Here is a 13,304-nt window from a genome sequence, read left to right on the forward strand (position 1 = left end):
GTCTTATTTATTGATATTTATCTTATAACCTAAACTTGGCACATTTTTTATAAAATCTTCACCCACTTTATCTCTTACTCTTTTTATAAAAGTTCTAACAGCAGTATCGCTCACATGTTCACCTATCCAAACATTTTTCTTAATATCTTCATGCAAAACCAAAGCTCCAGGTTGCTTTAAAAGCAAAGAAATAAAAGCCAATTCTTTTTTAGTTAAAACAATTTCTCCACCACTGTAAATTAAAGTTCGTTTAGTTTTGTTAAATTGATATTCTTCAGAAATTTTTACAAGCATATTTGCTTCAATTTTTTCACCTATCAGATAATCTAAAACTTTAAACAACTCTTCTATATCAACAGGTTTAATCAAATATTTATCTATACCAATATCAATAGAACGCAAAAGTCTCTCTTTCTCTGAATACGCACTAAGAACAACAATTGGGACATCATCTGAAATTTCTTTAATCTCTCTTGCCATATCCAGTCCATCCATAATAGGCATAGCAATATCTGTGATAACTAAATCTGGCTTAAATTTTTTAAATTTTTTAAGCCCCTCATCTCCATTTTGAGCTCCGATTACTTTACTAAAGCGTTCGCTTAATATATTAATCATTGATTCTCTAGCCTTAACCTCATCTTCAACTACTAATATTATCAATTCTTTACATTCTTGTGACATTTCTACTCTACCCTCTCTTTTAGTTTTAAAAATATCTCAAAACAAGCCCCGTCTTTTCCATTTTTAACTTTTATTTTTCCTTGGAAACTTTCGATAATTTGTCTACTTATATAAAGTCCTACTCCTATACCTTGACTAGGATGTTTTGTTGTAAAATAAGGTTGAAAAATTTTATCTAAATTTTCTTTATCAATCCCACCAGCATTATCTTTTATTGTAATTTTCAGATAATTTTTTCCAAATTTTGAAAAATTTATTGTTATGATTTTCCTTTTTTTGTTTTTAAATGCTTCTATTGAATTTAAAATCAAATTAAGAAAAACTCTTATTAAACCATTCTCATATGCCAAAACTTCATAATCACTTTTCGAAACAATATTAATATTTACATGATTTTTTTCTATAGTTTCAAAAGCAATTTCCAAGGCTTTATTTAAAGTCTCTTTTATAAATACACACTGCTCTACTCCTTTGTTAAACAAAGTTCTAAACACATCAATTGTTTCTGACATATTTTTAATCATATCTTTTGATTGTGAGTAAATTTCAGCAAATCCTTTTTCATCTTTAAGATTTTGCTTCATTTGAAACATGGCAATACCGAGCTCATTTAACGGTTGTCTCCATTGATGTGCTATATCGCTAATCATTTGTTCTAATGAAGATTTCAAAATCTCTTCATATGCTATTTTAATATCTTTTTCATTTTTTTCCAAGGCAATTTGCATTTTTTTCTCAAATTTTTTACCTAACTGTATAAATTCTTGTTGGTGATTTTTAACTGTATTTTCAAGATTAATACTTAATTCTCTTAATTTAGCGTGATTTAGAGCAAGCTCTTCATTAAGCTTAAAAGAATTACTAACATCATGAGAGAATGCTACTATTTCTATTAATTCATTATTTTTATCCAATATGGGGATTAATAAAGTTTCAAGATAGAAAGTTTTGCCTAATTTATCAATATTTTTAAAAATAACTTGATAAGGTTTTTTATATGAAAGTTTTTTTAAAAGTTCTTCAATATAACATTCCTCAACATCTGGATGTTTAAATATTGAATGTTTTTTTCCTATAAGCTCTTTTTTACTATATCCACTTATTTGACAAAGCTTATCACTGACAAAAATTAAATTTCCTTGAACATCAGCTCTTGAAAAAATTGTATTTTTTTCAAGAGCTTTAAAAAACTGATCTTTAAAAAAATCTTTCATTGAAAAGCCTTAAAACCTATATAGGCAAGATTTATACCGTAACAAACAATAACGCCATACGATAAATAATTAAATAAATTTTTCAAAAAATCACTAAAAAACTGTGAAATTTTAGAAAAAAATAACATCGCAGGTAAAGTTGATATTCCAAAAATCATCATTACCAAAATACCTTCAAAAATATTTTGCTTACTCATTGCATTGGCTATAAAAAAATACACCAATCCACAAGGAACAAAACCATTTGAAAATCCTAAAAATATGGCTGATTTTAATCCTTTAAAATTTTTAGATTTTTTAATAATTTTCTTTACAAAACTATCAAAAAAAACATTATTTTCAATAAAAGATAACATATTACCTCTAAAAATAAGAGCAAAACCCAAAATCATCATAAATATACCAAGAATAAAAAATGACAAACTTTGAACCTTGGCATTGATTGCCAAGATATTCCCAAAAGTCCCAAAAATTATCCCTAAAACAATATAAGCAAAAATTCTAAACAAATTATAAATAAAAGTTAATAAAAATAAATTATTGCTTTTTGAATTCAAATTTATAAAAAGTAAATTAAAACCACCACACATAGAATAGCAGTGTCCAAAACTAGATAAAAAAGCAACGCTGATAATAGCTAAAAAATCTATACTCACATCAAATTCATAAATTCTTTAAAAATATACTTACTTTCATGAGGACCTGAAGAACTTTCTGGATGATGTTGCACTGAAATAATAGGATAGTCTTTATATCTTACTCCTTCAACATTATCGCCAAATAAATTTCTATGAGTGATATGAGCCACTTGAGCTAATTCTTCTGGAACATTATAATTATGATTTTGTGCGGTAATTTCTACCGTTTTTGTATCAAGATTGATCACAGGATGATTTGCTCCATGTTGTCCAAATTTCATTTTATAAGTTTCATATCCAAAAGCATTACTTAAAAGCTGGTGACCTAAGCAAATTCCAAGCATAGGAATTTTAGCTTCTGCAAGTTTTTTAATCTCTGCAATCTCTTGTTTTAAAATCCTTGGCTCACCTGGACCATTAGAAAGAAACACGCCTTGAATTTCACCTTTTTTATACAGAGTAATCAACTCATCTGCTTTAACATTATATGGATAAACTTCTACTTCAAAACCTACTTCTACAAGTTCATTTAAGATATTTGTTTTAACACCATAATCTATAACAGCAACTTTTTTCTCACTTCTTTTAGCATCATTAAATTTTTGAAAACTAGCGTTCCAAACGCCTTGTTTATGAGAATAATTTTTCTTAGTGCTAACTTCTTTTACAAAATTTACTTCATCAATTTTTGCTGATTTTTCTAAGGCGATTTTTAAATCTTCTTTATTTGAAATTTCAGTTGAAATTACAGCTCTTAAATTGCCATTATTTCTTATCATTTTTACTAGATATCTCGTATCAAGTTCATAAATTCCTATTTTTCCATGTTTTTCAAGATAATCTTGCAGACTTTCTTTAGCGCGAAAATTTGAAAAACTGGAACTTAATTCACGCATTAAAACACCACTTGCAAAAATTTCCTTGCTTTCATTATCATTTTCATTGGTTCCCACTATACCAATTTCTGGCATGGAAAATACGATAAATTGCCCTGCATAAGAAGGATCTGAAATAATTTCTTGATACCCTGTTAAAGAAGTGTTAAATACAAGCTCTCCAAAAAAAGTACCGCTCTTTCCAAAAGCCTTAGCACTTAAAAAAATATCATTTTCTAAATAAATATAAGCCTTCATTAAAACATACCTTTTTTTCTAAGCTCTTCTTGATAGAGTTTTTCAAAGATAAGATCGTATTCTTCGCTACCTGGAATAGGTTTTGTTTTATAATTGCTAATTTTCTCATAAACCTCATCTTCAAGTTTTTCATAAATTTTAAGATAAGACTCTATGCTTGAAAAGATTAAATTTTTAACTCTATTTTCACTCACTATAAAATTAATATAATCATTCTCTACAAGTTCTTCTAAAATTTGATGCGCTAGATGATTATGTCTATCTTCAGAATCTAAAATCACATTAAATTCAGGAGCTAACTTTTTCTTCACAAGCCAAAACATATTTTTACGATCTACTTGCATAAGCTCCATTTCATCTTCTTGTTGCTCTAAAAGCTCTTTTACTCTTTCATCTAATTTTCTTTCATTTAGAATATCTTTCTCTAAAACTTCTATTATACATACCTTAAGCTTTTCTAATTGATCTTTAATTTCTACAAAAGAAGAATTAGCTATATCTAACATCATTTTATTTGCGATATAAGGAATATGTGGTAATTTTATACGCATCTTAAAAACCTTTTATTTGATAATGTTTGAAATAATAGCTTATTTTTGGTAAAAGAATGTTAAAAATGAAAAATTTTCATTATTTTAATCACCTAATTACTAGCATTATTATCTAAATTTTTCAAAAGCAAAGTAAGCTCGCTAGCTTTTTTTGGATCCATTTTAGATAAAACACCTGAAATTTTACGCGATTCCAAAGAAAGCATTATTTTGCTTGCATCCTCTGCATCCATTTGACTTAAAACATCTGCAATGGCTGCATCTTTCATTTGGGAATAAATTTCTTTAACCCTACCTTGTGTTTTATCATTGATTGAATTTAAAATCTTTTGTTGTTCTTCTACAAGCCTTGCGTTTTCAAGCTTTAATTCTTCAATTTTTGCCAAAGTTGCATTAACCTCAGCCTCTTTTTTTTCTAAATTTTCAAGCCTTTCTTTTTGCAAAGCTTCAAAAGAGGCTTTATAAGCTTCTAAAGATTGTCTTGCTTCATCAAATTCTCTAGTTTGCAATTCAATTTGAGCTTTTCTAGCTTCAAAATACTGCTCACAATCTTGTTCAGCTCCAAAAACTACACTTGAAATAAAAACTAACAATATAAATTTTTTAATCATCTTTTTCTCCTTTGAAAAAACGACTGATTGCAATTTCATCTAAAAATTTTTCTTCAGCCTTGGCAAGTTCTTTTTGCTTTTGTTTAATTTCCTCGGCTTCTAAAACCTTCATTTTTTCATAATCTAAATGTGCTTTTTGATATAAAAACTGATAATGATTCATTTCTTTTTTAGAAAGTTCTACTTTCTCCTTAGCTCTTGCCAAAGCCTCGCGTCCTACTTGTGCCATACTTAAATTCGATCTTAACTCTGCTATAGATCCTGATTTTGGCAATACGCCTAAACTTTCACACTCTTGGCGTGAAAGTTCATAAGCTTTTTCATGTTCAAGCTGTCTTTGTTTGGCTTGATTAAGATTTGATTCTGCTTTATCAAGTTGTTGTTTTCTTACCTTTACAACAGAATTATATTTACTTTTCATAAGATGATAGTATCATCTCTTTCAGGGCTAGTAGAAATATACTTTACCTTAACCCCTGCAAGCTCTTCAAGTCTTGCTATATATTTTTTAGCATTTTCTGGCAATAAATCATAATCTTTTATACCAAAAACTTTATCCCAACCATCCATTTCTTCATAAATAGGTTGAACATTTTCTAAATCACTTGGTATATAGTCGATTTCCATACCCTTATATTCATAAGCACGACAAATTTTTATCTTTTCAAAACCATCTAAAACATCAAGCTTCATCAAAGATAAAGCATCAAGACCATTAAGCCTTGCTGTATATCTTACAGCAACCGCATCAAACCATCCACAGCGTCTTTTGCGTCCCGTGCTTACGCCAATCTCTTTTCCAATTTGCGCAATTTTTTCTCCATCTTCGCCCTTATCCTCAGTAGGAAAAGCTCCATTTCCCACACGCGTTGCATAAGCTTTTACAATACCTATAATATTTCCCGCTTCTTTAGGATTTAACCCAAGTCCTGTTAAAGTGCCTGCTGAAATAGTACTTGAACTTGTAACATAAGGATAAGTTCCATGATCAATATCAAGCATAGAACCCTGAGCTCCTTCTAAAAGTACTCTTTTATCTTCATCTAAAGCCTTCCAAAGCATTCTTGTAGTATCTGTAATATAAGGAGTTAAAATTTCATTAAAACGTTTTAAATCAGCAAGCAATTCTTCAGCACTTGGAATTTCAATTTCAAGCATTTCAAAAAAAGTTTTATTAGCTTCAAAATCTTTTATCAAAGCCTCGCAAAGTCTTTGTGGTTCTAAAAGCTCTCCAACTCTATGTCCTGTACGATTAATCTTATCTGCATAAGAAGGTCCTATACCCTTACCTGTTGTTCCTATGGCATTTTTGCCTTTGAGCTTTTCTTTTGCAATGTCTATTAAAGAATGATGTTTTAAATTTAAATGAGCTCTATCGCTGATATATAATCTACCTTTTAAATTTTCAAATTGAGCCATTTCAGCAATCAATACTTCAGGAGAAACCACAACTCCATTTCCGATAATATTAATACATCTTGGATGCAAAACTCCACTTGGCATAAGATGAAGCGCATATCTTACACCATTTACCCAAATCGTATGTCCTGCATTGTGTCCACCTGCACTTCTGCAAACAAAATCATAATTTTCACATAATTTATCAACTACCTTACCTTTTCCTTCATCGCCCCATTGAATGCCGACAATAATATCTGCTTTGCTCATAAAAATTTCCTTGATTTTACTTAATATTGGCGAGAAGATGAGAGAATCGAACTCCCCAAAGAATAGTCAACTATCCTTTCATCTGATTTGAAGTCAGTGGCGATCACCAGATACGCTAATCTTCCAAAGTGATAATTATAGCGATTTTTAATGAAAAACAAAATAAATTTATCAATATTCTTTTTGACTTCATATTAAATTTAAGCTATAATCTCACTCTTTTTTAGCATCAAGTTTTGATGATTACATTTTTAGGATCTTTCTTTGAATTCTTTTAAACAAAAATATTTAATCAATTTTTGGGACAATTCCCGTTCTATGATTGCACTTGGAATTTTAAGTGCAGTGTATTTTGGGATTTTTGGTGGCGTTTGGGCTGTTACTGGAGAAATGACACGTTGGGGTGGCGAGTTTTTAGAGCTTTTAGGTATGAATTTAGATGGATATTCTTATTACCAAAAGCAAAATTTAAATGGAACCCCTTTAACAAGAACTGATGGTATTATGCTCATAGGTATGTTTATAGGTTGTTTAGTAGCCGCACTTTTAGCTAACAAAGTCAAATTTCGTCTACCTGCTAGCAATATAAGAATTTTTCAAGCAATAGTAGGTGGAATTCTTTCAGGATATGGAGCAAGACTTGCATTTGGATGCAATTTAGCTAATTTTTTTACAGGTTTACCTTATTTTTCTTTACACACTTGGCTTTTTACTGTTTTTATGGTTTTAGGAATTTATCTAGGAGTGAAAATTTGCAACACTTCCTTTTTTAAACCTAAAGCTAAATTAGAACGTGTAAATAAAGAAAACTTGCCGTTAAACAAGCAAAGTTTGCGTACAAAATTATATTTTAACTTAGGCATATTGCTTTTCATAGCCTTTTTAGTTTGGGTGTTTTATCTTGTTTTTACAAATGGCAATATCAGCACACAAAACAAACAAAGTCTTCTAGCTTTAGCACTGATTTTTGGTTTTGTTTTTGGCTTTGTTATTTCTAGAGGGCAAATTTGTTTTACTTCTTGCTTTAGAGATTTATTTTTATTTGGTAGAGATAATGCTATAAAAGGCGCATTAATCGGTATGATTATCGCCTCTTTAATCGCTTTTGCTTTTATCTTGCAAGGTCATACTAGCAAACTCATAGAACTTTCTCCTGCTGTAGCTGTGGGAGCATTTTTGTTTGGTTTTGGTATAGTTTTTGCCGGAGGTTGCGAGTGTGGTTGGACTTATCGTGCCTTTGAAGGACAAAGTCATTTTATAATAGTAGGAATTGCAAATATAATAGGAACTATGATTTTAGCTTTAAGTTATAACTTTTTACCAAAAGCTTTTAAAGAAGGTATAAAAATCAATCTTTTAACTGAATTTGGCAATTTAAATGGATTTTTTATCAACCTTATTTTATTCATCTTAATGTTTGTTTTTGTAGTATTTTACAAAAAACACTTTTTTAAAAATCAACTTAAAGGATAAACAGTGAAAATTACTTATAGTTTAAATTTACAAGGTGAAGCTTGTCCTTATCCTGCTATAGCAACACTTGATGTCTTACCTAAGCTTAAAAGTGGAGAAATTTTAGAAGTACTTTGTGATTGTCCACAAAGTATCAATTCCATACCTCAAGATGCAAAAAACCGTGGTTTTAAAGTGCTTGAAATCGATCAAAGTGGACCCACACTAAGATTTTTAATCCAAAAGCCTTAAAAAAGGCTTTTATTCTCAAAGCTCTTTTAACATCTTTTCATAAGCTGCCTTAGTTCCAGATCTTACATTTGTAAACAAACTTGCAATAATAATCACCACCGAAGCTACTAAAAACCCTGGAACTATTTCATAAAGACCTGAATTTGCAAAATTCTTCCAAAGCACCACAGTAGCAGCTCCTGTTATCATACCTAAGATCGCTCCTACTCTTGTCATCCTACTCCAAAATAAAGAAAAAAGCATTACAGAACCAAAAGAAGCTCCAAATCCAGCCCATGCATAAGAAACTATACTCAAAACACTTGAGTTTTTATCAGTAGAAATCAAAAACGCTATTACAGCTACCAATAAAACACCTAATTTACCTAAATTTAATACAATATGACTTGGTGCATCTTCTCTAAAAATCTTTTTATAAAAATCTTCCGCTATAGTAGAACTTGAAACCAGCAATTGTGAACTTGCCGTACTCATAATAGCCGCTAAAATAGCACTGAGTAAAATACCTGCTATCCAAGGATTAAATAAAAGCTGCGACATCACGATGAAAATCTTTTCAGGATCTTGCAAACTTAATTCAAATTTATGCACATAAGCTATACCTAAAATACCTATCATACAAGCACTTAAAAGACAAACCGCCATCCAAGCAATACCTATAAAAGTGGCCATAGGAATATCTTTAGTAGAACGAATCGACATAAAACGCACTAAAATATGTGGTTGACCAAAATAACCCAAACCCCAAGCAAGTGCAGATATAATGCTTACAATTCCTACTCCTTCGCCCATAGATAAAGCTTGTGGCTTTATTTCTCTTACTATATTCATCGCTTCACCAAAACCACCTAAATGATAAAGCATAACCAAAGGTACAATAATTAAAGCCATCATCATTAAAAGCCCTTGTATCATATCCGTCCAACAAACCGCCTTATATCCACCTAAAAAAGTATAAGCAACAATAATAATCGTTCCAGTAGTTAAAGCATAATCGTATCTGATACCAAAAGTACTTTCAAAAAGTTTTGCTCCGCTTACAAGCCCTGATGAAACATAAAAGGTAAAAAATATCAAAATTACCACCGCACATACAATGCGCAGTATATGTTTATCATCATCAAAACGAGTTTCAAAATAATCAGGAATAGTCAAAGAATTTGCAATCACACTGGTATAAATTCTAAGTCTTTTTGCCACAAAAATCCAATTTAAACTAGCTCCTATAGTAAGCCCAATTGCAATATAAGAATCTATAAAACCACTTACATATAAAGCTCCTGGTAAACCCATTAAAAGCCAACCACTCATATCAGAAGCCCCTGCGCTAAGTGCAGATATCACAGGCCCCATAGTACGCCCACCTAGAAAATAATCCTCTGAATTTTTATTTTGCTTATAAAAATAAAAACCTATATAAAGCATTAATAAGGCATACACTACAAACATCACTGCTATTGGGGTATTAATTTGAACCACTTCCATCAATCTCTCCTTGATCATTAAGATATTGCTCTAATGCCTAAATTTCCATAACGATGAAAAGATATACTTAAAGCTTTTTCATTAAAATAATTTAAAAGTTCAAAACGACCATTTAATAATGGCTTTTCTCTTATAATGATTTTAGCAAGCTTTGCAGCCTCTTTATAAATCTCATCATTTACATCTGGCTTTGCTAAATAACGCACTCTTTCATATTCTTTAATACTCTTGATAAAATTTTCTTTATTTTCTTTTAAAAACAATACTTTTGCTCCTATGCTTTGAACAATTCGTTCTATCATACTAACATCTTGTTCATCATAACTGATACTTAGATCAATATTTGCAATATTTGCACCTAAAACCACACCTAAAACATCTTTTAAGCTTTCATTTCCACAAAGTCTTAAAACCATATTCTTTATTTTAGTATAAGAAAAAAGATTATCTTCTCCACGAATATTGACATAATCTTTTGAAACACTAAACTCGTTTTTATAATGATAAGCATAAGATTGAGACATTTTAATTAAATTGTTTATAAAATCTTGTGCTTCTTTTAAATCTATTTGTGCTAATTTTTTTGAAAATTTATCTTCAATTAAATGATCATCAAAATCTTCTTGCTTAATCTCTAAAAATTGAGTGATATAATTATAAATTCCCACTTTTCTACCCAAACCTATAGCTGATTTTTTAATCCCACCAAAAGGTTGACGCAGCACTATAGCCCCTGTGGTTGGTTTATTGATATAAATATTTCCTGCTTCTATGTGAGTGTGAAAATACTCCCATTCTCTTTCATCTAAGCTTTCAAAACCTGCAGTTAAACCATAACCTGTGGAATTTACTATATCAATAGCTTCTTTTAAGTCTTTAGCCTTCATCACACTTAAAATCGGTACAAAAAGTTCATTCATATGAGTAAAATCACCCTTTTTAGTGCCATATTTTATGCCTGGAGTCATCAAATAAGGATTATCCTCTAAAAACTTAGGTTTTAATGCCCATTCTTCATAAGGTTGTAATTCATCTAAGGCCTTTTGAACTTTAGAACTTGGCTTATCAGCTAAAGTACCTAATTTATTTTTAAATTCAAAAGGATTGCCCACTGCCATAGAACTCGCAGCATCCACTAAAGTCTTTTTAAATTCTTCATCATGATAAACCTCTTCTTCTAAGACTAGCAAAGAAGTAGCTGAACATTTTTGACCGCTATTGCTAAAAGCAGAATGAATGATATTTTTAATCGCACTATCACGATCAGCAAATTTAGAAACTATAGTCGCATTCTTTCCGCCAGTTTCAGCACTTAAAAGCAAGGTTGGATTAGCTTTTAACATGGCATAAGCAGTATCCTCTCCTCCTGTAAGAATTGAAAATTTAATCGCTTCATCAATAAGTAAATATTTAGAAATATCACTTCCTTTTGAAGGTAAGAAAATCAAAGCATCTTTTGGAATACCCGAATCCCAAAAACACTTACAAAGCATATAACCTGTTAGAGTTGAAAGTGAAGAAGGTTTGTAAATCACCACATTACCTGCGGCTAGTGGTGCAGCTATAGTACCTACTGAAATTCCTATAGGAAAATTCCAAGGAGCTATGGTAACCCCTATACCTTTAGGTGTGAATGTAACTTTTGGATTTTGTTTTTTAAGCTCTTCTAAAGAGTGCGGATAAAACTCTATAAAATCAATAGCCTCGCTTACTTCAGGATCGATCTCTAAAAAGGTTTTGCCCACTTCTAAAGCTGCCAAACCTATCAAATCCCCTCTTCTTTCTCTCATCAGTTTTGCACTTTTGGCTAAAATTTGATAAATTTCATCATGACTTTTTTGTGTAAATTTGGAATTTTTAGCTACTTCTAAAGCTTGTTTGATTTCTTTTTCTCCTGCTAAATAAGCCTTTCCTATAACTCTATCTTCGATCTTATCTTTAACTTCTAAAACATTTAAATTTTCTGCTTTAAAATCAAGTTCGCCTATAACAGGATAAACATCATAATCTTTTAAATTTTCATATTTAGTTTTAATTTCTTTAGCCCACACTCTATTTTGTGCTAAAATAAAATCCGTATCGCTTTCATTGCTAAATTTTTTACCTTCATAAGAACTTATGATATTTGATTCTTTATTTCTATCTTGCTTACGATGTGTAGTATTATCAAGAGTTTTTATGCCTTCTAAAGATTTTAAAAAAAGTTCTTTTTGGATATTCCAGTTCTTATCTCCTACTTTAAGATTGAAAAAATAACGCATAAAATTATCTTCACTTGTATTTTCATCAAGGCGTCTTACAAGATAAGCAATGGCATTGTTAAAATGTGCTTCATCGCAAACTGGGGCATAAAGGATTAGATCATGCATTTTAGATAATTCATAAGAACATTGCAAACTCATACCTTCAAGCATTTCAAAAGTAAAAGAATCCAAAGCACCCACTTCACTTATGCGTGTATAAGCATAAGCAATCTCAAAGATATTATGACTTGCAATTCCTATGTTGATGTATTTATAATTATCTCCTTCAAGAATAAAATCAAGCATTTTATTATAATTACTATCAGTATCTATTTTTTTGTAAAAAGTAGGAAGCTCCCAACCCCTTTGAGACGCAATGGTTTCTTCACTTTCCATATTAGCACCCTTAACAAAACGGATCTTAATAGGCTTCATACCTTTTAAAACCCTCTCTTTTGAAAAAGCAAAAAGTTTTTTAAGATACTTATAAGAATCAGGAATATAAGCTTGCAAAACAATCCCTGCTTTAATATCAAATTTAGCCACACTTTCCATAAAAGCTGCAACGGTGAGCTCTAAATCCCTAAATTCTTCCATATCAAGATTGATAAATTTAGATACACCTTGTTTTTTCTCTTCTTCTAAGGCTAAAGCATAAAGATAATCTAGTCTTTTTACGACCTCTTCTTTAGAATAATTAAAATCTATAATATTAATTTGTGAAAAAATAGTAGTAATTTTTATGGAAATATAAGTGATATAGCTTGATTTTAAGGCTTCTTCGTATTTTTGCATACGATATTTACTCTCAGCTTCACCTAAAACCTCTTCGCCGATTAAATTCACATTTAAGGTAATTTTATCTTGCTCTTTTCTTTTCTTAATATGTGGTTCTAAAACACTAGGATTTGCATCTAGAACCATAGCTTTAGTATCTTCTCTTAAATGTTTGACAAAAAAAGGTACACTTAAATTAGGAGCAAATTTGCCAAAATTTAAAAAGCTAAAAAGTAGGAATTTTTCAAAAGTACTAAAAAAATCCGCTATGCCATATTTACTCAAAGTATATTCTATAAGCTCAAAACTTGCATTTTTATCTTTACATCTAAAAGAACGATCTAAAAGCTCTATAAGCATAACTTTATTTTTGGGATTATTAAGAAGTTTTTGCATTTTAGCATGAAATTCTTTTTCAGAATTTGAAATATTGGCTTCTATTTGTCCTTGTAATTCTTCAGCTAAGGCTAAAGCTTTTTGTATCATTTCGTATCTCCTAAGATAAAATAAATTTTAATAAATAATATATAAATAAGATAAAAAATAATATTTTAAATCATAGAAAATGTATAAAAAATGATAAAAAAAATTTTAAT

The 13,304-nt window shown here is 30.1% G+C and carries 12 protein-coding genes and 1 tRNA gene; 2 read left to right on the forward strand and 11 right to left on the reverse strand.

Going from position 1 to position 13,304, the window contains the following annotated elements:
• Nucleotides 1–3: 3 nt before the first annotated feature.
• The 9 genes from bumR to FBF20_RS07650 form a co-directional block, all read right to left on the reverse strand.
• Nucleotides 4–684: a butyrate response regulator transcription factor BumR gene (gene bumR, locus FBF20_RS07610; protein ID WP_002864474.1), complete on the reverse strand. Its 681-nt coding sequence runs from the start codon at nt 682–684 to the stop codon at nt 4–6.
• A gap of 2 nt (nt 685–686) precedes the next feature.
• Nucleotides 687–1,898 (reverse strand): butyrate sensor histidiine kinase-like phosphatase BumS, encoded by a 1,212-nt coding sequence (gene bumS / locus FBF20_RS07615; protein WP_002851243.1) that lies wholly within the window; start codon nt 1,896–1,898, stop codon nt 687–689.
• Nucleotides 1,895–2,554: a sulfite exporter TauE/SafE family protein gene (locus tag FBF20_RS07620; RefSeq protein WP_002851528.1), complete on the reverse strand. Its 660-nt coding sequence runs from the start codon at nt 2,552–2,554 to the stop codon at nt 1,895–1,897. The genes bumS and FBF20_RS07620 overlap by 4 nt, the downstream gene beginning before the upstream one ends.
• A complete protein-coding gene (gene carA / locus FBF20_RS07625; protein WP_002851156.1) occupies nt 2,551–3,669 on the reverse strand; it encodes a glutamine-hydrolyzing carbamoyl-phosphate synthase small subunit in 1,119 nt (372 codons plus the stop codon). The genes FBF20_RS07620 and carA overlap by 4 nt, the downstream gene beginning before the upstream one ends.
• Nucleotides 3,669–4,220, reverse strand: a complete 552-nt coding sequence (locus FBF20_RS07630; protein ID WP_002851269.1) for a DUF507 family protein — start codon at nt 4,218–4,220, stop codon at nt 3,669–3,671. Before FBF20_RS07630 ends, carA begins: the two co-directional genes overlap by 1 nt.
• Before the next feature lie 92 nt (nt 4,221–4,312).
• Nucleotides 4,313–4,831, reverse strand: a complete 519-nt coding sequence (locus tag FBF20_RS07635; protein ID WP_002851265.1) for a MotE family protein — start codon at nt 4,829–4,831, stop codon at nt 4,313–4,315.
• A complete protein-coding gene (locus tag FBF20_RS07640; protein ID WP_002797496.1) occupies nt 4,824–5,252 on the reverse strand; it encodes a flagellar export protein FliJ in 429 nt (142 codons plus the stop codon). The genes FBF20_RS07635 and FBF20_RS07640 overlap by 8 nt, the downstream gene beginning before the upstream one ends.
• Nucleotides 5,249–6,499, reverse strand: coding sequence for an adenylosuccinate synthase (locus FBF20_RS07645; protein WP_002851458.1), 1,251 nt, complete (start codon nt 6,497–6,499; stop codon nt 5,249–5,251). Before FBF20_RS07645 ends, FBF20_RS07640 begins: the two co-directional genes overlap by 4 nt.
• A 27-nt stretch (nt 6,500–6,526) precedes the next feature.
• Nucleotides 6,527–6,624: transfer RNA gene (locus FBF20_RS07650), tRNA-Sec, on the reverse strand.
• 139 nt (nt 6,625–6,763) lie between these two features.
• On the opposite strand from FBF20_RS07650, the gene yedE reads away from it, so the two are divergent.
• Nucleotides 6,764–7,972: a selenium metabolism membrane protein YedE/FdhT gene (gene yedE, locus FBF20_RS07655; protein ID WP_002858372.1), complete on the forward strand. Its 1,209-nt coding sequence runs from the start codon at nt 6,764–6,766 to the stop codon at nt 7,970–7,972.
• Between the two features lie 3 nt (nt 7,973–7,975).
• A complete protein-coding gene (gene yedF, locus FBF20_RS07660) occupies nt 7,976–8,203 on the forward strand; it encodes a sulfurtransferase-like selenium metabolism protein YedF (RefSeq protein ID WP_002855447.1) in 228 nt (75 codons plus the stop codon).
• Nucleotides 8,204–8,218: 15 nt separating this feature from the next.
• Here the strand turns inward: yedF and putP are convergent, their stop codons facing one another.
• The gene (gene putP / locus FBF20_RS07665) at nt 8,219–9,688 is read right to left on the reverse strand and encodes a sodium/proline symporter PutP (protein ID WP_002851539.1); all 1,470 of its coding nucleotides are present in this window, start codon (nt 9,686–9,688) and stop codon (nt 8,219–8,221) included.
• 17 nt (nt 9,689–9,705) lie between these two features.
• Nucleotides 9,706–13,194 (reverse strand): proline dehydrogenase family protein, encoded by a 3,489-nt coding sequence (locus FBF20_RS07670; RefSeq protein WP_002851452.1) that lies wholly within the window; start codon nt 13,192–13,194, stop codon nt 9,706–9,708.
• Between the last annotated feature and the right edge of the window lie 110 nt (nt 13,195–13,304).

The organism is Campylobacter sp. CFSAN093259 (genome assembly GCF_012889985.1).
Classification (GTDB): domain Bacteria; phylum Campylobacterota; class Campylobacteria; order Campylobacterales; family Campylobacteraceae; genus Campylobacter_D; species Campylobacter_D jejuni.